Here is an 18,916-nt window from a genome sequence, read left to right as displayed (position 1 = left end):
ACCCATCACAGCACGACAGGGCCCGCCAACCGGCGGTGACGCTACAAATCCCTACGATCACACTGCGACATCACAGGCATACGCTTGCTAACTGCACTCTGAGCTTCACGCAAAGGCGCAGGCGTTCTCTCAGAGCTGGGACGATCGCCTGGTTGAAACAGCTCAAAGAAGGAAGGTCATGGCCCGCTCGGCCACAACCGGCGCCGTTTTTCCATGCGGGCCGAAATGGTTGAGGCCGTTCAGGGTTTCGAGCGTGGCGTTGGCGAGGGTGTCGCGAAGAGCCTCGAACTCGGCTCTGCCGGCGCGCGCGGTACGGCTCCCGCAAAGGAGCAGCACCGAAGCGTTGACGGCCGCGAATTCGGCGAGCCTGCCCTGCTGAGCCGCAATCTGCTCGTGCTCGGCCACATTGGCCTGCAAGAGGGGCCGCATCCGCTGCCAGCCTGGCCCGCGAAAGCCGATGCGCAACGCAAAACGCAGATACCAGTACGGGAGCTTGGTCATGAAGGCCGGTGTCCCACCGGACCCCCGGATGAAGTGAACGAACGCGCCATAGGGGTCGCCTGCGGCCAGCCGTTCCCGGTAAGGGGACATCCAGCCGGTGGGGACGGGAACGACGGGCACTCCGGGCTCGTAGACGACGATGCGATCGAACACCTGGGACGACCGTGCGGTCTCGAGGATGACGAGGCCGCCGTAGCTGTGACCGAACGCCAACCGGGCTCCGGTCTTCGCCTGGACCGCAAGAAGATCTTCTACTTCCTTCCCTAAGTCGTACTGGGGTCCTTGAGGGCCGCTGGCCCCACGCCCGCGCCGCTCGACGAGGTGCACCGTAAAGGACCGGGCCAGTGCGGAGGCCAGCGGCAGGTAGTCCTCCGAGGTGCGCAGGGCGCCGCCGAGCACAATGAGGTCCGGTCCGGTGCCCATCGTCTGGTAGCCGATCGGTGTGCCGTCAGCTGAAGAGACGGTGTTCTGGTGGGCCGGCGGAGTTTGAATGCTCTGATTCATTCGGTTCTCTCCCGTTCTGCGCGGTCGAAGGTGGCCAGCAGTCGCGCGGTGTGCTCGGCGTACTCGGCGTACGGCACACCGCTGTGTGCGACGAGTGCGGCCATCCGCTCTTCGAAGCCCTGCTGGACCGACGCCACCAGTTGCTTTCCTTTGTCCGTGAGGCTCAACTGCCGGCGGTGCCCTCCGGCCGGGTCGGGCTGGACCTCGAGAAGTCCCTCGGTGGCGAGGATGGCGGTCATGCGGCTCACCGACGGTTCGGTCACACCGAGGGAGTCGGCAAGGGCTCGTTGCGTCGAGGCGCCCAGTTCTCCCACGAGGGTCAGCGCCAGAAAGCGGCTGTACGAGATGTTGTGCTCCGCCCGCAGGATGCGATCAGCCGCCCGGTCCAGGAGGGCAGTGAGCACGTGCAGGTTGAAGCTCAGCTTTCGTTCCACACTTGCAATTTAGCATCCTAACTTAGGAAGGCAAGTTAGTGCTTGGGTCGGTTCTCTCTCAGGTGGTGACCGTGAGTCGCAGGCTGCCGACATCGGCACGCACGGCCAACTTGGGGGTGGTGCAGGAGCTTGATCGCCTCGCCACTATCGACCCGGGGCGGGCCGAGCAGATCAGGGTCGGCTTCTCCATTCGGATGGGTCGACGATGACGGGGTGATCAGGAAGGGGGAGAACGTGCGAGTTCGCAGCCCGAAGACTGTCGCTACCGCCTGCTACTTTCTCGGTTCATGGATCAGAAGGCATGGACGATCGACGATCACTTACAAGACAAGCCCGACGCATCGGTAGCCCTGTACCACGAGTTCATCAGGCTGGTTGAGGCGTGCGGACCGTTTACGTACGCGGTGTCCAAGGGCATGATCACCGTCAAAGGGACGCGTCGCGGATTCGCCGGAGTAAAGCCAGACGCGCGAGGGCTTCGAGGGTACTTCGACATCCAGCGCACGATCAGTGACGATGCTCGCATCACCAGTGTGTCTCCGTACACGAAGCGGCTGTTCGTTCATGCTTTCCGAATCGCTGATCTCGCCGAGCTTGATGAGGAATTCGCTGGCTGGCTTCGCGAGGCGTACGAAGTGGGTCAAGGCGGACACCTGGGAACGCCGCGAGAAGGTTAGGCCCGACACGAGGTGTGAGGTCCTGGTCGTTCTCTGGTCCTGAGTATGCCGCGATGGTGGAGGAGGCTCGCCTGAGTCGGGTGGGTGCGCGGACGGAGTCTCCGTTCCCAGGCTGTCTCATGAGAAGTTGCGCTGATGGGCAAGATCGAGACGTAGGAGTTGATGGTGGCCAGGAAGTCGCAGCAGGAACCGCCGCCCAGTGACGCTGAGACTGCCGAACATATGCGGAGCCTGGCTGAACTCTTCGTGGAGCACACACGCGAAGACGGATACTCCTTCGACTGGGACCCCGCGTTCATTCACCATCTTGACAATTACTGTGCCGAGTTCGTCGCGTCGAAGCCACCTCCCGAGGTCATTCACGGCGTGATCATGGGTGCGGGGGCTTATCTGGGCGAGATGATCGTTCGGAACGGCGACTGGAAATGGGTTTACTGCACGGAGGAGAAGGCCGCTGCGGTGGAGAGCCCCGACGAACTTCGCGGCTATCCGCACAATAAAGTCGCCAAGCGGATCCACAACGGGAGCGAGCATAACCTTGAGGCGTTCTTCAAGTACGCCATGACCGGCGAGGCGCCGCACGGGACAGTCGCTCGTGTCAGCAAGCCTTCGTTGGGGAAACGGCTGAGGCTGAGGTCGAGAGCCTGATCGCCGTGCCATCGTTGGTATCAAAGCGACGGTTCCGCGGTCGCGCCCGTGCGGTCCTTTCCATGCGAGGGTGTCGCCTGGGGGTCGGTTTCGTGCAGGAGTCGCGCGGGCTGAGGTGCAGGAGTCGCTTCTGCGGCGTGGCGGCCACGGCCTCGCGGCAGGCGCATCAGGTGCAGTACGAAGGCCACCGTCTCGTGCAACGCGGTGGCGACGACTGCGGCCGCGATCGCAACCAGTGCGACAACACGAGGGACGCGGCTCACTTAGAACTCCAGTAGTGGGCTGCTGGGCTTTGTGAGGAAGGGCGGTGGAGGTACGTCTGCCGGGCGGATGCTGTAGCCAGGGAATCCGCCCCATGCGAGCGACAGGCGCAGGTAGCCAAGCAGCGAAATGGGCGCCCATTCGCATTCGAGTTGCGGGTCGGGGTGCGCGGCCGGGAGATTGACGTACTGGTCGCCCCCGCTGAAGTTCTCTTTGGCTGCTCTGTCCGGTGCGATGCTGAAGTTGAAGCCGCTGGCGTGAAAGGCGCACGGTTCCTCTTCCCCTGGATCCGTACACGCACATCCCAGGTCGAGGTCTCCCACCACTGAGCTGAGCTGGTCCCAGAGCATTTGGCCAGAGTGGAGAACCAAAGGGTCGGGGCCGACATCGCAGGACTCGTGGAGAGGCGTGTGGTAACGAACGTGCGGCAGCAGTGAGCCGCCGTCGCCGCACAAGTCGACGGAGCCGACGATCGTCAGACAGGCGCGCACGGACAGGGGGAGGGGGCCGATGATCGTTTCGGCCTTGGCGATTGCTTCGAGATCGGTTGTCGTGGGGGACTGCCGGGCGGTGTCGGGAGAGGCGAAGGCGTAGTTCGCGGACGAAAGGCGATCGACCAGCACATCGAGGTTGGTCGCAACTCGGTGCATGGTCTCGAATGCCACCTTTTCGGCATCCTCCCGAAGGTTCTCGGGCACGCCGGCGGCCCCATGGGCGCTTATTTCATTCCACACGGCGACGTGCTCGCCTGACCGATAGCGGCTTGTCCATGAGGCCACGTGGATCATGGTAGATCGGGTGCCGAGTGGAGGGGGCGGCGGACGCCTGCGGGTTGAGGGTGTGGGGTGGGTCAGGTGTCGGTGGTGCACCCTAGGAGGCTCGATCTCGGTGGTGGTGGTGTCGTCGTCGGCGACGAGTGGGTGCCTTCGGGTACCGCCAATGTGGCGCCGTGATCAACAAGTCGCCTGGATTACCGTTTCTGATCGTCTTCTCGGTCGCGGTCTTCCTCCTGTTGATATGGGCCAGCCATCCCTCCTGGTACGGGCCCGAGACGTTCAAGTTCGGGATCCCCATCGGATTCGCCTTGTTTCTCTATTGGACCATTCGGATCACGTCGGCCGACCACAAAGCGAAGGCGCCGGTCGGTTCGCTCCGCAGTGCGCTCGTGCCGTGGTACGTCGCTATCGGTGTCGTGATCGTCCTCGTTGCCAATGCGCCGTTCTGGATCCGCTATGCCGATGACGCGTCGTTCGACGGTGCGGTCTGCGCCCCTGTGTTCCACCACATCAGGAATCGGGAGCAGTTGCTGGGCGAACTGCGCCGTGTTCTGCGACCGGGTGGATGGCTCCTGGTATCAACCAGCCACCCCACAGCCGACTGGCGTCATTTCGGAGAGTCGTACTTCAGTCGCGACTGGAGTGACCTGGTTCTCGCCGGTGGCGAGCATTCGATTCACTACCAGCGCACGCCGTTGGAGAGCTTTATGAGTGAGCTCCTGGGCGCCGGGTTCGTGCTGGAGCAACTGGTCGAGCCGCGGCCCGCGCCCGCCTTGCGGGAGGTCGACGAAGCCAGGTATGACAAGCTCCGCCGAACCCCGTCCTTTCTTGCCGTGAGATTGCGGCGTCCCTGATCGTCGGGTCGGCACTGATCGGGGGCGATAACATGACGTTCGTGGCGGATTGGGTGCTTCGACCGGCTTCGGTGGCAGATGTCGAGGCGGTGGCCGAGTTGCGGGCCGTGGTGTTGCGGCCGGATCTTGAGCGGCTCGGGCGATATGACGAACAGCGGGTGCGGCAGCGGCTGCGGGACGGGTTCGCGCCGGCGCACACCTGGATGATCGAGGTGGATGGCGCTCTGGCCGGGTGCGTGGCATTGCGGTCGGCGGAGGACGCCTACTGGCTGGAGCACTTCTATCTGGGGCCGGAGGTGCAGGGCAGGGGCGTCGGGACTGCCGTTCTGGGCGGGCTGCTGGAACGGTGTGATCGCGAGGGCGCCGTGGTTCGGCTGAACGTGCTGCAGGGCAGTCCGGCCCGCCGGCTGTACGCGCGGCACGGGTTCACGGTCGAGACCGAGGATGAGGTGGACGTGTTCATGGTGCGTCACCGGCACCCCGCCTCGGCCGGTGATCGGCCGGCGGAAATGGGGTCCGGCAGCTCTCATCCATGACGCGGCCGTCGAGGGGCTGGTTGCCGGCTGACCGTACGTTCGGCTGGACGAGTGCGAACTCGAAGCGTAGAGGGGCCGGTGGTTGTTGAGGGTCCTGCGACTGCCGCTGGCTAGGGCTGGTTGGACTTCCACTCGTGGGCGAGGGTCGCGTACACGCATTCGGTGCCCCAGCGGTCGCCGTCGAGATGGCTTTCGACGAGGCGGGCCTCGCAGCGCATGCCGAGGCGTTCGCACACGTTCGCGGACCCGGTGTTGAGCGCGTCGAGGCGGGCGAAGAGCCGGTGGGTGCTCAGCTCGGCGAAGGCGACCGAGGCGGTCGCGAGCGCCGCCTCGGTCGCGTAGCCCCGGCCGCCGTACGCGGGGTTGAAGATCCAGCCGATCTCGGTCTGGCGCGCCCGCGTGCTCGCCAGCTTCAGCACCACTTCGCCGATCACCGTCGCCTCGCCGGTGCGGCAGACCGCGATCACCAGGTCATCGCCGTCCTCGGTCCACGCCTGGTCGGCCGCGCGCCGGGTCAGGCTCTCCGCGCACTGCTCGCGGGTGAGCGGCGGACGGTAGAGGTAGCGGGCCACCTCGGGCAGGCTCTGGTACGCGTACAGGTCATCGAGGTCGTCCAGCCTGAACCGACGGAGTGTGAGCCGTTCGGTGGTGATGGGCAGGGAGAGTGCGGTCATCGGCTGGGTGTCTTCCCTTCGTCTGCGGTCGCGTCAGCCTAGTCGATCGCGCGATGTCCGAATTGGGTGCCTGTTCGACCTGCCTTCTGGGCGCGCGGCCGTTGTCGGCGGGCTGTGGAGGGCGGGTGTGGCTGGTTGAAGGGGTCGGGACGGGCTCGATACGGTGAGTGCGCCTTGACAGGCAGCCGTTTGGCTGCCTAAATGGAAAGGCAGCCAAACGGCTGCATATCGACAAGCGGCGACACGGGTACGAGGGCGGGCATGGACGAGGTGTTCAAAGCGCTGGCTGATCCGAGCAGGCGCGCGCTGCTCGACTCGCTCAACGCCCGCAACGGGCAGACGCTGCGCGAGCTGTGCGCCGGACTCGACATGGCCAGGCAGTCCGTCAGCAAGCACCTCGCGGTGCTGGAGGAGGCCGGGCTCGTCACCACCGTACGGCGGGGCCGGGAGAAGCTGCACTACCTCAACGCCGCGCCCGTGCATGAGATCGCCCACCGGTGGATCAGCCGCTACGACCGGGCCAGGGTCGAAGCCCTGGCCGACCTGAAACTCGCTCTGGAGGACGCCCCGATGGACGCGCCGACCTTCGTCTACACCACCTACATCCACACCACCCCGCAGAAGCTCTGGCAGGCGCTGACCGAGCCCGCCTTCACCCGTCGCTACTGGGCCACGGAGTTCACCACGGACTGGGCCCCCGGCTCGCCGATGACCTGGGACAACCACGGCGTGCTGATCAGCGACCCGGAGCAGGTCGTCCTGGAGGCAGAACCGTACAGCCGGCTCTCCTACACCTGGCACGCCATCACCCCGGAGCTCGCCAAGCGCTTCGAGTGGGACGACGAGATGCTCGCCCGGTTGTCCGGCGAGCCCCGCTCGAAGGTCACCTTCACGATCGAGGAGTCCGGGCAGGTCGTGAAGCTCACCGTCGTGCACGACGGCTTCGAGCCCGGGTCGATGCTGGCCGAGATGGTAAGCCATGGCTGGCCGAACGTGGTGGCGAGCCTGAAGTCGCTGCTGGAGACCGGGGAGCCGCTGCCGGACGATTCGTGACCTCGACGATCGCCGTGGATGGACGTTGCCGCGACTCGGCGGAGCCTTTTGGCCCCGCCGAGTCGCGGCTTTCTAATCGCTGAGTGGAGGGGAGCCGCCGGTCAAGGTGTGGTGAACAGCCACCATTGTGGGGTGCCGTTCTGTGCGCAGAAGTACGACACCCACTGGCCGGCCTGCTGTCCTTGGTTGCCGGACACCCAGCAGACCTCGTAGCCGGCGTAAGGGTCGTAGACGGACTGGGCCGTCGCGGGAGTGGCGGCGACGCCCAGCGCCAGGCCGGTGGCTGCGACGAGGCCGGCGAGCAGACGGGCTCGATAACTCATGATCGTACCTTTCGGTGTGATGTCGTTCGCCGGGCGCGCGCGGGGAGGGGTTGGGCGCTGCACCATCGGGTGATCGGGGGTGGGTCAGCAGGCGATGTGGAGGGAGAACGGGCGGTCGTCGTCGACGGTCCTCGGGTGCGGGGCGGAAGGGGTGGCCGTGCGGACGAAGAGCGTTCGCGGGCCTACGGCGCCGACCAGGATCGATGAGCTGCCCGGCCCGGGGTCGTTGCCGCCGTTGGTGTTGATCGTGCCGGTGAGGGAATCCCGAGCTTTGGGGGTTGCGGTCGGCTGGGATTCGTTGAGTGGCGTGCTATGCGGGAAGGCAAGGGGGATGATGGAGGATTTTTGGTGATTTCGGGGTTTTGCGGCTTGGAATTCGGCGTACGGCTCAGCTGGTGGTGCTGGTCGTTCTGTGGATCCAGGTTTTGTAGGCCGCGGCGTCGGTCCACACGCCGGGGCCGACGCAGTTGGGGTCGGTCTTCTCGTCGCCGTCGCGGCTGGTGATGCCGACCAGCTCCCAGCGGCTGCCGAACCTGCGCACCATGGGGCCGCCGGAGTCGAGCATGCAGCTCTGCGCCTTCTTGGTGGGGTGCTGGGAGCAGATGTCGCTCGCGGCGTCGATGCCCGCGCACCGGCTGTCGGGGACGATGTCGCTGTCGAGCTCCTGGAGGGTGATCGGCGGCTCCGGGCACTCGTTTCCGTCTTCGCAGGTCATGCCCCAGCCCAGGAGGCGGATCTGGGTCTTCGGGGCGCCTGGCCCGGCGGCGATCCCGATCGGGGTCTCGCGGACCGGGCGGTCGAGCTTGAAGAGGGCTATGTCGTGTCGCAGGTCGTTGGGGTCGGCGGTGTAGTCGGGGTGTCTGACGATCTTGGTGACGCGGCGTACGCTGCCGCCCTTCTCCACGTTCGTACCGCCGACCTTGGCGCTGACCTGGCGGATCGGGACGTGTGAGCAGTGGCCGGCCGTCACCACCCACTGCGGGGCGACGAGAGTGCCGCCGCAGTAGTGCACGCCTTTGCCGTCGCGCAGGGTGACGGTGAAGGAGTAGTTTTCGGTGGCGTCGCGGCCGCCGATGATCGCGTTCGCGGGTGGCGCGGTCGCCGCCGCGAAGATCGCCGCGCTTCCGATCGCCGCCGCGAGGGTGAGGCTGCGCGCCCGGCCACGTCCGGCTCGGTGACCGGCCGCGAGCGGCAGGCTCCGCGTCCGGTCGTGGCCGGGCTGGTCGTCGGCCGCGAGGGTAAGGTTGTGTGCCTGGGCGCGTCCGGTCTGGGCGCCGCGCTCGGTGAAGATGCCGGTGAGTGCGTGTCGGTTCGTCATGGCGTCAACGGTCGCGGAATCGAGGGCCGGGGACATCGGAGCACGGTCTGGTCCTGGAGTTCATACCGTGGTCTGAGTCGGAGGCGGGTCGGTACGGGCTAACGTTCGGCCATGACCGATGACCTCCGGCCGCCGCTGCTGCTGAGGCTGCGGCCCGCGTTCCTGCTCCTCGGCGACCTCGCGCTCGCCGTGTTCCTGACGTCCTTCGCCGTGCTGGCCGTCATCGAACAGCTGCCGCCGGACGGGAGCATCGAGCCGCTGCCCGTCATTGCCGGCGTGCTCATGGGGGTGCCGTTGGCGGTGCGCCGCCGGTGGCCCGTGCCGGTGCTGGCGGTCGTGGCCATGGCGAGCATAGTGGCGGTGGCGCTGCGGTGGATGCCGCCCCACGCGGCCGTCGTGCCCGACCTGCTTCTCGTCTTCGCGATCTATCCGGTGGCCGTGACGGAGTCGTCGCGGCGTGCCGTGACCGCGCTCGTCCTGTCCGTGGGCGGGTTCGCGGGGGCGGTGCTCTTCGCGGTGGCGCAGGAGCCGCGGCCGGATTGGGGCAGGTCGTTACCCGTACTCGCCACTCAGATCATCGTTCCGGTCGCGGTGTGGGTGGTCGGACGGGCGGTGCGCGCTCGTCGGGAGCACGAGACGCGGGCCGTCCGGCAGGTGCTGACCGACGAGCGGCTGCGCATCGCGCGCGACCTGCACGACGGCGTCGCGCACAGTCTGAGCCTGATCACGGTGCAGGCGTCCGTGGCCCTCCACGTCGGCGACGAGCGGCCCGACGAGGCTCGCTCCGCCCTGACCGTCATCGAGGACACCAGCCGCGAGGCCGCCAGGGAGTTGCGGCGCATGCTCGGCCTGCTGCGCGCCGTCGACGAGGATCCGCAGGACGCGGCGCAGTTGGAGCCGGCGCCGACCGCCGACCGGCTGGCCGAGCTGGCCGACCACGCCACCTCCGCCGGGGCCCAGGTCGCGCTGCGCATCGGTGCCGGGATCGACACGGTCCCGGCTACCATCGGGCTCGCGGCCTACCGCATCGTGCAGGAGTCCCTGACCAACGTGATCAAGCATGCGGCGCCGGCGCGCTGCGTGGTTCGGGTCGACAGGACGGACAACGCCATGGAGATCGAAGTCACCGACGACGGCCGCCGGGCGCTGATCGGCCATCCTGTGGGCGGTCATGGGCTGATCGGAATGCGCGAACGTGTCGCTGTTTATGGCGGCGAATTCAGCGCTGGGCCGATGGCGGGGCGGGGATTCCGGGTGCATGCGAGGCTTCCGCTGGAAGGGGTGCCTGCGTGAGTGGGGACTGGGCGGAGGTGGCCCTTTTGGTGGCGGGTGGTGTCCGCGGGAACGGGGTTCGGGGCAGGTGGGCCTGCTGGTGGAGGTTTGTCCGAGTGGTTGGGTTCGGGGTGCGGGTGAGGTCTTCCGCTGGTGGGGGTGGTCGCGTGAGTGGGGTCTTGGTGGGGAGGCTCGCGTGAGCGGGGTGTGGGTGCAGGGGTGTCCTTCGGTGGAAGGGGGGTTCGGGTGAGTGGGGTTCGGGTGCTGATCGCTGATGATCAGCGGTTGCTCAGGGCCAGTTTCGGGGTGCTGATCGGCGCCACTCCTGGGCTGGAGGTCGTCGGGGAGGCGGAGAACGGGTTGCAGGCCGTTGCGCGGGCCGCCGAGTTGCGGCCGGATGTCGTGCTCATGGACATCCGGATGCCCGAACTCGACGGGATCGAGGCGACGCGGCGGATCTGCGGGGATCCGGCGACCGCTGGGGTGAAGGTCCTGATTCTGACCACCTTCGACCTGGACGCCTATGTCTTCTCGGCGCTGCGGTCGGGTGCCAGTGGGTTTCTGCTCAAGGACACCCCGCCTGGTGATCTGCTCTCCGCGATCCGGGTCGTGGCCGGGGGTGAGGCGCTGCTCGCGCCCTCCGTGACTCGGCGTCTCATCGGGGAGTTCGCCAAGCAGCCGCAACCTCGGCAACGGTCGTCCCGTTCTCTGGATGGTGTTACGGCGCGGGAGTGTGAGGTGCTCAAGCTGGTTGGGCAGGGGTTGTCGAACACTGAGATCGCTGAGCATCTCATTGTCAGTATGGCCACCGTGAAGACGCATATGGGGCAGTTGCTGGCCAAGTTACATGCGCGCGATCGGGCCCAGCTGGTGATCGCCGCCTATGAGAGCGGGCTGGTCAGCGTCGGTTAGCTGTGCTGTGTCGATGTGGAGTGTGGTCGACACAGGTGGTGGGGTGGGCGCTGAGTGCGGTGTGGCGTCGGTGGTGGTGGGTCGTTGTGTCGCTGGTCGTGCTCATGGCGGGGATTGGTCGTCCCGCGTTGATGGTGATCAGTGCAGCGAGTCGTTGTGTCGGCCGGTCAGTTCTTCGATCAGGGCTTTGGCCAGGGTGTTCGTACGGTCCTGGTTGTCGTCTAAGGCGATGATCACGAAATTGGAGCGTCGGTCGGCCAAGCGGGCGAGTTGTGTGGTCAGGCCGGGCCAGCTGCCGCCGTGTTGGTAGATGCGGTGGCCTGCGTGTTCGCGGATGCCGAGGGCCCAGGCGTAGTCGAGTTCCGTGCCGTCGTCCAGGCGGGCGGGTGTCTGTAGGAGGGCGGAGATGCCGAGTTTGTCGTGTTCCAGTGCTTGGTTCCAGCGGATGAGGTCGGGGGCGGTTGACCAGACGCCGCCGTCGCCGAGTGAGAGTGGTGCCGGGTAGTGCGGGTCGAGGGGTGCGGCTCCGGGTGGATGTGGGGCCGGGCCGGGCCAGAAGCGGGTGGCGGTCATTCCGAGTGGGGTGAACAGGTGGTCTCGGGCGAAGTCGGGCAAGAGGGTGGTCGCGGCGCGTTCGACGATGACGGCCAGGCAGACGTAGCCGGCGTTGCAGTAGCGGAACTCGGCTCCTGGCGTGCTCGCGAGGTGGTCGAGTCGGGTGAGCGCGTGGATGACGCTGGACGTCGTGTGGTCGAGGTTCGTGCGGTCTAGGTCGTCGAACTCGATGCCCGTGGGCAGGCCGCTCGTGTGGGAGAGGAGATGGCGCACTCGTACGGTGGCGGCCCAGGAGGGGAACTCGGGCATCCAGTGCGCCACGGTCGATTCGGTGTCCAGTCGGTCTTGGCGTACGAGCAGAGCGGCGCAGGCTGCCGTCAGTTGTTTGGACAGGGAGGCGGTGTAGACGATCGTGCTGGGGGTGAGAGGTTTTCCGGCCAGGGTTCGTCCGCTGGTCAGGAAGACGGGTGGGGTGCTGTCGTGCTGTACGCCGACGATGAGGGGGTTGTGGGCGCGGTAACCGGCTGTTCTGGTCAGCGCGGTGATTCGGTCATGGAGGCGGGATTCGGGGGATTGATCGGAGTGCGGTGGCATTGAGGTGAACCGGTCTTGCGGTAGTGGGGAGGTTCCGGCCGGTTCATGGGCTGAGGGCCCGTTGGACCTTTCGATCACCGGTTCATTATTCAAGCGGGTATGGCCGGATGTACATCGGCGGTCATTGGGAGCGTGGTGTGAGTTGGGTGAGGCGGGTTTCGACGTAGTGGTGGCGGTCGGGTGGGAGGGGGCGGGCGGTCAGGGCTCTGTGCAGGAGGTTCGCGTCGTAGCCGTGGGTGGACAGGTGGTCGAGGAGGGGTTCGTAGCGGTCGGGGCGGTCGCGTAGGAGTTCTGTGGCCAGGCGTAGTTCCAGGCGGACGACGGGAACGTGGTGTGGGCCGCATGGGATCAGGACGTGGTGTCGCCATGGGCCGACTCCCATGCACTCCATCGCGTCGGAGTCGGTTTCCTGCTCTACCGTGCTGATCTCCACCTGGACACCGTGCACCTCGTATCTGGTGAAGTACTGGGAGCTTTCTGGGATCCAGGTCGGCGGGTACAGGCAGGGGTGGGAGGAGAGGGCGGTGGCGAAGGTGTTCACGTCTTCGCGCCGTGACACCAGGAGGTCGACGTCGCCGGTGGGGAGGTGGACCCCTTGGAGTAGGGCGGCGCTGGTGCCGCCGACGCGGTAGGGAGGGGCGCCGCTCGTAGCCGTCAGGGCTGTCAGGGCTGTCAGGGCTGTGAGGGCTGTGAGGGTCGTTGACAGGGCCGAGGTCACGTCCGCCGGCCGCAAGGATGTCGCATCGAGTCCCATGACGATCAGCGTACGGATCGGGGCGGGGGCTTGGTCAGGGCTGTGGAGGCTTGATCGGGGCTGAGGCCGGTGGGACGGAATGTCGGGTGAGCGCCTCTGGCGGGGCTATTTCGGCAGCGTGCTTCTGGCGGGAGGCTTTCGGGAGGGCGCTTCCGGCGGACGCCTTCAGTGGGGTACTTCGGCAGTGCGTGCGTTCCTGCAGGACGCTTTCGGCGGGGTGCCTGCAGGGTGCTTCGGCGGGAGGCTTCTTGGAGGGTGCTTGCGGCGGGATGCCTGCAGCAGGGTGCTTCGGTGGACGCGTTCGGGAGCGTGCTTCCGGCAAGAGGCTTCCGGCAAGAGGCATTCGGCAGGGGGCGAGGAGGGTGGTGGTCCTCGCCCCCTGCGTTGCCTAGGTCTGGTGGGTCTTCGGTATGGGGTGGTGGGTGGTTGGTTCTCTGGGCTGAGGAGATGGGGGTCTTTGGTTGAGGTGGTGGGGCGGGGAGAGGCTCGCCACTTCATCTTGGTCAGTGGTGGTGGGCCGGGGTGGGTTCTGGGGTCTGCTTCGTAGGTTTGTGGCCGAGGCGGCTGGGCCACCAGGCGCGGGCGCCGAGGTCTCGTACCAGTGCCGGGACCAGCAGCGAGCGCACCACGAGGGTGTCGAGCAGGACGCCGACGGCGACGATGAAGGCGATCTGGACGAGGAAGGCCAGTGGGATCACCACCAGCGCGGCGAAGGTGGCCGCCAGCACGACTCCGGCGGAGGTGATCACCCCGCCTGTGGTGACCAGGCCGCGTAGTACGCCCTCGCGGGCCCCGTGGCGGGCGGTTTCCTCGCGTACGCGGGACATCAGGAAGATGTTGTAGTCCACGCCCAGCGCGACCAGGAAGACGAAGCCGTACAGAGGCACGGAGGCGTCGCTGCCGGTGAAGCCGAGCAGCGGGAAGACCAGGGTGGAGATGCCGAGGATGGCCAGGAAGTTGAGCGCCACGGTGGCCACCAGCAGCACGGGCATCGCCAGGGAGCGCAGCAGGACGATCAGGATGAGCAGGATGATCGCCAGGACGACGGGGACGATGAGCAGGGTGTCCTGTTTCGCGGTTTCTGTCGTGTCGTAGCGCTGGGCGCTGTAGCCGCCGACCAGTACGCCGTTCTCTCCGTGCAGGGTGGCGCGTAGTCGCTGGACGGTTTCCTGGGCGGCGTCGCTGTCCGGGGCGTCGCGCAGGGTGGCCTCCACCAGCACGCGTCCGTCGACGACCTTGGGATCGACGCCCGGGCGGCCGCCGGCGCTCACGGTGGTGGCCTCGGAGACGCCCTTGACGGTGCGGGCTTTGTCGATGATCGCCGGAGCCCGGTCGGCGGGGGCGACGATCACAGCGGGCTGCCCTGAGCCGCCGGGGAAGTGCTCGCTCAGCGCCGCCTGCGCGGACACCGACGGCGCGTCGTTCACGAACGTCTCGTCCAGCGGTACGCCCCTGGTGTTGAGCTGGGGCGCGAGCAGGGCGAGGGCGACGAGGGGGAGGACCGAGGCCACCCAGACGAGGCGGGGGCGGCGGTCGACCAGCGCGCCGACCCGGCTCCACAGCCCGTGCGCGCCCGCCTCGGACGGGCGCGGGCGGGCCGGCCACAGGGCGGCGCGGCCCAGCAGCACCAGGGCCGCGGGCAGGAACGTGAGCGCGCTGAGCGCCGCGCAGGCGATGCCGATGGCGCCCACGGGGCCGAGCGCGCGGTTGTTGGTCAGGTTGCTGAGCAGCAGGGCGAGCAGGCCCAGCGCCACGGTGGCGGCGCTGGCCACGATCGGCTCGACCGAGCGGCGCAGCGCGATGCGGCCGGCCTGGTAGCGGTCGGCGCCGGCGGCCAGTTCTTCGCGGAAGCGGGCGGTCAGCAGCAGCGCGTAGTCGGTGGCCGCGCCGATGACCAGGATGAACAGGATGCCCTGCACCTGGCCGTCGACCCGGACGATGTCGCGGTCGGCCAGGAAGTACACCACGGCGCACGCCAGCCCGAGCGCGAAGACCGCGCCGGAGATGATGATCAGCGGGAGGAGCACGCTGCGGTACACGGCCAGCAGGATGATCAGTACGGTGATCAGGGCGACGCCGAGCAGCACGCCGTCGATGCCGGCGAAGGCGTCGGACAGGTCGGCCCGGGTCGCGGCGGGGCCGCCGAGCTGCGGCTTCAGGCCCTCGACCGGCAACTTCGCGCCGATCTGCTCCAGGGTGTCGCCGAGCTGGCCGCCGCTGAGGTCGGGGCTGAGCTGGACGAGGCCCCGCAGCGCCCGCTTGTCGTCGGAGCCGAAGGCGGGCGTGGGCGTGCCGACGACGCCGGGCGTGCCGGGCAGGGCGGCCAGCGCGCGGGTGGCCTCGGCCTGCTGTTCGGGGGTGACGTTCGCGCCGCTGGACGTCCACACGACGATGAGCGGTTGCGTGTCACCCTGGCGGAACTTCTCCTGTGTCTCCAGTACGCGTGTGGACTCCGCGCTCTCGGGCAGGAAGGCCGCCTGGTCGTTCGTGGAGACCTCGGTGAGCTTGCCGGCGAACGGTCCCGTCCCGCCGCCCACGGCCAGCCAGGCCAGGACCAGCAGCGCCGGGACGAGCCAGCGGATCGATCGCCGCGCCATGAGTTGCCCTTCCCTAAAGTTCAATCATTGAGATTCTCAATAATTGAGTTAATGTAGCATGGCTCCATGGACGGCGGCGGGGAGGGGGACATCGACCTGAGGTCGTTCGCGACCCGGTTGCGCCGGATGACCGCCGAGTTCAACCGCATCGCCCACGAGTTCGCCAACGAGCAGAGCCTGCACACGACGGACGTTCAGGCGTTGATCAAGATCTTTGACGCTCCGACGCCGATCACCCCGGGCAAGCTGCGCGACGAGCTCAATCTCACGTCAGGTGCGGTGACCGCGTGCCTCGATCGGCTGGAGCGGGCCGGGCACATCCGCCGGGTTCGCGACGTGCACGATCGGCGCGTCGTTCATCTGCACTATCGCGACGCGGCCAAAGAGCTGGCCGCCGCCTTCTTTCGGCCGCTGGCAGGCAGCACTGAAAGTGTGTTGCGGCGGTTCAGCCCCGACGAGCTGCGTACCGTGGCCGCTTTTCTCGATGCGATGAATGAGGAGCTTGGGGTGTTGCGGTCCGCACCGGGCCCCGGCTGATCTGACGCTCCCATCAGGGTTGGTTCGGTGCTCGGGCGTTCCTGTTACGGCTGGTCCGGGGTTCTGTCGGTGGCGAGGTGCTTGATGAAGCGGTTGAGCGCGTACGGGCTCCGGAAGACGTGCAGGCGCGCCTGGCGGGCGTGCGTCGCGATCGCCGAGAGGAGCAGCGGCCGGCTCCGGCGGCGGTAGTCCCAGACCCAGATCCAGAAGTCGGCGCGTTCCCGGGAGCGTCGGATCGCCCGCCACGCGCAGCGCCAGAACGAGAAGTCCAGCAGGATGACGGTGTCCGCCGCTCGGAGCCGGACGTCGAGGACGTCGTACGGCCCCAGGTCGCCGTCCATGATCCACCCTTCGGCCCGGACGAGTTCGCCCTGGACGGCGGCCCACGGCTCGGGCGGCGTCGCTTCGAGACCCGCACGCCAGAAGTGCTGGTCGAGCTCGATGACGGGGAGCCCGGTGACGGCCCCGAGGCGGGCGGCCAAAGTCGACTTCCCCGACCCGCCACGTCCCAGGATCACGACTCGTCGCATGCCTGTCATGGTCGCAGGCCGGCGCTCGTCGCACGGCCCGGGACCGGCGGGTCGTGGCATCATCCGCCCCATGGAAACCCGGATGTTCTTCGTTCGCCATGGCGATTCGCACCACAAACGGGACGGCGTGGTGGGTGGTCCGGAAGGGTGCCGCGGGCTTACCGATGAAGGCCGTGAGCAGGCTGCGCTGGTCGCACGTCGGCTCACCGCCGACATTGGTGCGGGGAAAGTGGCGATTTACACCTCGCCGCTGCCGCGTGCCGCGGAGACCGCCGCCGTGATCTCCGCCGCCGTCGGTCTGCCGGCCGTACCGGATTGCGGTCTTTGTACGTGGCACACGCCGAGTGAGGCGGACGGTCTCAAGCAGGAGGAATTTCTCGAACGGTTCGGCGTCGAGGGCGGGGGGCTCTACCGGCCCTTTCAGCGGGGGAACGAGACCTGGGCCGAGATGGTGACCCGGACCAGCCGTACCATCACCGAGCTCGCCCACCGTCACCACAGGGGAAGCGTCGTTCTCGTCGGTCACGCCGAGACGGTCGAGATCTCCTTCAATGCCCTTGGACTGTTGCCGATCTACCGCTCGTTCGATCTGACGGTGGCCCCAGGCTCCGTCACCGAATGGAGCACCGGCGAGGATCCCGCGCGGTGGCCGCCGCCGCGATGGACGTTGCGCCGATTCAACGTCGTTCCCGGGGAGGCCGATCGGTCATAGGCGGCGGCCGATGGTGAGGACGGCCGACCAGTGGCGGGTGAGGCGTCCGTCGGGGCGGGCGGCGAGCAGACGGCGGATCTCCTCGTAGAGGTGACGGCGGCGGTCCGGGTCCATGGCGATGTGGCCGGAGAACGTGTCGAGCAGCGCGATGTACTCGTCGGCCGTGTACCGCAGACCCCAGACGTACGGCCGCCGTTCGACGACCGTGAAGAGGCCGGAGTCGTGGAGCTCGGCGGCCGTGTGGTCGGGCTGGATCTCGGGCGGTGGCCACGGGTCGCCGGGCCCCTCGCCCAGCGCGTCGTAGACCTGCTGGATCTCGGTGAAGAACGGGTCGAAGTCCGGGGGGAACGCGTGGTCGGCGTTCCACACGGCCAGGTGGCCGCCGTGGTCGAGGAGAGAGGCGGCCTTGGCGTACTTGACCTTCGGGTCCACCCACTTCCAGGCGGTGGCCGCGTACACGAGGTCGAACCGGGCATCCGCGGGGGGCTGCCAGTCCTCGAACGATGAGGTGATGACCGAGACGCTGGGGAAGTCGGCGAGGTGGTGCCGTGCCTGTGCGGCGAGGGCGTCGCCGAGCTCGATCGCGGTGATGCGGAAGCCCGCGCGGGCCAGCGGCAGCGTCGCCTTGCCTGGACCGCAGCCGACTTCGAGCAGGTGGGTGCCCGATCTGTCAGGTTCGCCACATTCGTCAGGTCCGCTCGGTTCGCCTGGTTTGATGCCTGTGACCGCGAGGAGGTGGGAGTAGAGGTCGGACGGGTAGTCGGGGCGGGCGTGCTGGTAGGTGGTGGCGGCGTGGTCGAAGGTGCGGCGAAGGGGGTCGACGGGCATCCGCCCATCCTGGCAGCCGGGCGGATCCGCCTCAGCCGGATTTATCGCGGGTCGCGGAGGGGTGCGGCTCGTTCGCGTGCGGCGGGGTCGCTGGTCGCGGAAGGGTGCGGACCGCTCGGGTGCGTCACCGGTCGCTGGTCGCTGGTCGCCTTCGCCGTTGGCGTCAGCGTCGGCGTCGCTGTTGGCGTGGGCGTGGGCGTGGGCGTGGGCGTCGGTGTCGGCGTCGGCGTCGGCGTCGTCAGGGTTCCGTCAGTCGCGGGTGATGCGGGTGCCGATGTCCTCGCCCTCGCAGATCGCCGTCATCGCGCCCTTCGCGGCCACGTTGAAGACGTGCATGAGGAGACCCTGCTCGTTGGCCAGGACGAACGCGCTCTCGTCCATCACCTTGACGCCCGCCGCCAGCGCCTCCCGGTAGGTGAGGGTGGTGTAGCGCTTGGCGTCGGGGCTCAGGTTGGGGTCGGTGTCGTACACGCCGTCCACCCCGCGCTTGGCCACGAGCAGGGCGTCGGCGTCGAGTTCCAGGGCCCGCTGGACGGCGGGATAGTCGGTGGTGACGTACGGCTGGCCGATGCCGCCGGCCAGGAGCACAATCAGGTCGCGGCGCAGGTGCCGGTCGGCGCGGAGTCTGATGAACGGTTCCGCGACGGTTTGCATGGGCACGGCGGTCATGACCCGTACGTCCGTCTCCGAGCGGGCGGTCAGGACGCCGCGGAGCATGAGCGCGTTCATGACCGTGCCGAGCATGCCGATGTTGTCGGCCTCCGCGCGGCCGATGCCCCAGCCTTCGGCCATCCGGCCGCGGAAGTAGTTGCCGCCGCCGATCACCACGGCGATCTGCACGCCGAGCCGGTGCACCGCGAGGATCTCGTCGGCCAGCTGGGCCAGGCTGGCCGGGTCGACGCCGGTGCCCGCGGGGCCGGCCAGGGCCTCGCCGCTGAGTTTGACGACCACGCGTGAGTAACGGCGCATGATGCTTCCCTTCGCGGTCGCGCGCGCGGCGACCCGGTCAAGGATAGAAGGCGCGGCGGGGGTGCTGGGAACATGGATCGGACGGTGCCGGAGAAGC

The 18,916-nt window shown here is 67.8% G+C and carries 21 protein-coding genes; 9 read left to right on the top strand and 12 right to left on the bottom strand.

What is annotated here, in order from left to right; genetic code table 11:
• Positions 1–162: 162 nt before the first annotated feature.
• Positions 163–1,005 (bottom strand): alpha/beta hydrolase, encoded by an 843-nt coding sequence (locus AB0C28_RS21620; protein ID WP_358076689.1) that lies wholly within the window; start codon positions 1,003–1,005, stop codon positions 163–165.
• Positions 1,002–1,439: a MarR family transcriptional regulator gene (locus tag AB0C28_RS21615; RefSeq protein WP_357845806.1), complete on the bottom strand. Its 438-nt coding sequence runs from the start codon at positions 1,437–1,439 to the stop codon at positions 1,002–1,004. Before AB0C28_RS21615 ends, AB0C28_RS21620 begins: the two co-directional genes overlap by 4 nt.
• A gap of 287 nt (positions 1,440–1,726) precedes the next feature.
• Here AB0C28_RS21615 and AB0C28_RS21610 point away from each other — a divergent pair, with 287 nt between their 5' ends.
• Positions 1,727–2,116 carry a DUF5655 domain-containing protein gene (locus tag AB0C28_RS21610; protein ID WP_358076685.1) on the top strand — a complete coding sequence of 130 codons (390 nt, stop codon included), beginning with the start codon at positions 1,727–1,729 and terminating at the stop codon, positions 2,114–2,116.
• Between the two features lie 162 nt (positions 2,117–2,278).
• Positions 2,279–2,764 (top strand): hypothetical protein, encoded by a 486-nt coding sequence (locus AB0C28_RS21605; protein ID WP_358076682.1) that lies wholly within the window; start codon positions 2,279–2,281, stop codon positions 2,762–2,764.
• 263 nt (positions 2,765–3,027) lie between these two features.
• Here the strand turns inward: AB0C28_RS21605 and AB0C28_RS21600 are convergent, their stop codons facing one another.
• Positions 3,028–3,813, bottom strand: a complete 786-nt coding sequence (locus tag AB0C28_RS21600) for a hypothetical protein (RefSeq protein WP_358076679.1) — start codon at positions 3,811–3,813, stop codon at positions 3,028–3,030.
• A gap of 161 nt (positions 3,814–3,974) precedes the next feature.
• Here AB0C28_RS21600 and AB0C28_RS21595 point away from each other — a divergent pair, with 161 nt between their 5' ends.
• Together AB0C28_RS21595 and AB0C28_RS21590 are read left to right on the top strand one after the other, a co-directional pair.
• Positions 3,975–4,655, top strand: coding sequence for a methyltransferase domain-containing protein (locus AB0C28_RS21595; protein WP_358076676.1), 681 nt, complete (start codon positions 3,975–3,977; stop codon positions 4,653–4,655).
• A 71-nt stretch (positions 4,656–4,726) separates the two neighbouring features.
• Positions 4,727–5,191: a GNAT family N-acetyltransferase gene (locus tag AB0C28_RS21590; RefSeq protein WP_357845791.1), complete on the top strand. Its 465-nt coding sequence runs from the start codon at positions 4,727–4,729 to the stop codon at positions 5,189–5,191.
• 110 nt (positions 5,192–5,301) lie between these two features.
• Here AB0C28_RS21590 and AB0C28_RS21585 read toward each other — a convergent pair whose 3' ends face one another.
• The gene (locus AB0C28_RS21585) at positions 5,302–5,865 is read right to left on the bottom strand and encodes a GNAT family N-acetyltransferase (RefSeq protein ID WP_358076673.1); all 564 of its coding nucleotides are present in this window, start codon (positions 5,863–5,865) and stop codon (positions 5,302–5,304) included.
• A gap of 261 nt (positions 5,866–6,126) precedes the next feature.
• Here AB0C28_RS21585 and AB0C28_RS21580 point away from each other — a divergent pair, with 261 nt between their 5' ends.
• The gene (locus AB0C28_RS21580; RefSeq protein ID WP_357845786.1) at positions 6,127–6,918 is read left to right on the top strand and encodes a metalloregulator ArsR/SmtB family transcription factor; all 792 of its coding nucleotides are present in this window, start codon (positions 6,127–6,129) and stop codon (positions 6,916–6,918) included.
• Between the two features lie 101 nt (positions 6,919–7,019).
• Here the strand turns inward: AB0C28_RS21580 and AB0C28_RS21575 are convergent, their stop codons facing one another.
• Complete coding sequence (locus AB0C28_RS21575; protein WP_357845783.1) at positions 7,020–7,241, bottom strand: hypothetical protein; 222 nt, start codon at positions 7,239–7,241, stop codon at positions 7,020–7,022.
• A gap of 388 nt (positions 7,242–7,629) precedes the next feature.
• Positions 7,630–8,559 carry a serine protease gene (locus AB0C28_RS21570; protein WP_358076671.1) on the bottom strand — a complete coding sequence of 310 codons (930 nt, stop codon included), beginning with the start codon at positions 8,557–8,559 and terminating at the stop codon, positions 7,630–7,632.
• Between the two features lie 111 nt (positions 8,560–8,670).
• Between AB0C28_RS21570 and AB0C28_RS21565 the strand changes: the two genes are divergently transcribed.
• Together AB0C28_RS21565 and AB0C28_RS21560 are read left to right on the top strand one after the other, a co-directional pair.
• Positions 8,671–9,852 (top strand): sensor histidine kinase, encoded by a 1,182-nt coding sequence (locus tag AB0C28_RS21565; RefSeq protein WP_358076668.1) that lies wholly within the window; start codon positions 8,671–8,673, stop codon positions 9,850–9,852.
• A 240-nt stretch (positions 9,853–10,092) separates the two neighbouring features.
• A complete protein-coding gene (locus AB0C28_RS21560) occupies positions 10,093–10,743 on the top strand; it encodes a response regulator transcription factor (RefSeq protein ID WP_358076665.1) in 651 nt (216 codons plus the stop codon).
• 138 nt (positions 10,744–10,881) lie between these two features.
• Here AB0C28_RS21560 and AB0C28_RS21555 read toward each other — a convergent pair whose 3' ends face one another.
• The 3 genes from AB0C28_RS21555 to AB0C28_RS21545 form a co-directional block, all read right to left on the bottom strand.
• A complete protein-coding gene (locus AB0C28_RS21555) occupies positions 10,882–11,892 on the bottom strand; it encodes a serine hydrolase domain-containing protein (protein ID WP_357845772.1) in 1,011 nt (336 codons plus the stop codon).
• Between the two features lie 121 nt (positions 11,893–12,013).
• Positions 12,014–12,646 carry a hypothetical protein gene (locus tag AB0C28_RS21550; protein WP_358076662.1) on the bottom strand — a complete coding sequence of 211 codons (633 nt, stop codon included), beginning with the start codon at positions 12,644–12,646 and terminating at the stop codon, positions 12,014–12,016.
• Positions 12,647–13,149: 503 nt separating this feature from the next.
• Positions 13,150–15,243: an MMPL family transporter gene (locus AB0C28_RS21545; RefSeq protein WP_358076659.1), complete on the bottom strand. Its 2,094-nt coding sequence runs from the start codon at positions 15,241–15,243 to the stop codon at positions 13,150–13,152.
• A gap of 66 nt (positions 15,244–15,309) precedes the next feature.
• On the opposite strand from AB0C28_RS21545, the gene AB0C28_RS21540 reads away from it, so the two are divergent.
• Complete coding sequence (locus AB0C28_RS21540; protein WP_357845763.1) at positions 15,310–15,780, top strand: MarR family winged helix-turn-helix transcriptional regulator; 471 nt, start codon at positions 15,310–15,312, stop codon at positions 15,778–15,780.
• 44 nt (positions 15,781–15,824) lie between these two features.
• Here AB0C28_RS21540 and AB0C28_RS21535 read toward each other — a convergent pair whose 3' ends face one another.
• A complete protein-coding gene (locus AB0C28_RS21535) occupies positions 15,825–16,310 on the bottom strand; it encodes a hypothetical protein (protein ID WP_358076656.1) in 486 nt (161 codons plus the stop codon).
• 70 nt (positions 16,311–16,380) lie between these two features.
• Here AB0C28_RS21535 and AB0C28_RS21530 point away from each other — a divergent pair, with 70 nt between their 5' ends.
• Positions 16,381–17,022: a histidine phosphatase family protein gene (locus tag AB0C28_RS21530; RefSeq protein ID WP_358076653.1), complete on the top strand. Its 642-nt coding sequence runs from the start codon at positions 16,381–16,383 to the stop codon at positions 17,020–17,022.
• On the opposite strand, the gene AB0C28_RS21525 is transcribed toward AB0C28_RS21530, so the two are convergent.
• Positions 17,017–17,850, bottom strand: a complete 834-nt coding sequence (locus AB0C28_RS21525) for a class I SAM-dependent methyltransferase (protein ID WP_358076650.1) — start codon at positions 17,848–17,850, stop codon at positions 17,017–17,019. The two genes, AB0C28_RS21530 and AB0C28_RS21525, sit on opposite strands and share 6 nt — an antisense overlap.
• A 249-nt stretch (positions 17,851–18,099) precedes the next feature.
• Positions 18,100–18,819 carry a UMP kinase gene (pyrH, locus tag AB0C28_RS21520; RefSeq protein ID WP_346105286.1) on the bottom strand — a complete coding sequence of 240 codons (720 nt, stop codon included), beginning with the start codon at positions 18,817–18,819 and terminating at the stop codon, positions 18,100–18,102.
• Positions 18,820–18,916: the final 97 nt, after the last annotated feature.

Origin of the sequence: Nonomuraea sp. NPDC048892 (assembly GCF_040649735.1) — a bacterium.
Classification (GTDB): domain Bacteria; phylum Actinomycetota; class Actinomycetes; order Streptosporangiales; family Streptosporangiaceae; genus Nonomuraea; species Nonomuraea maheshkhaliensis.
Note: the sequence above shows the minus strand (reverse complement) of the source record. Positions and strands in the feature narration are given on the sequence as shown.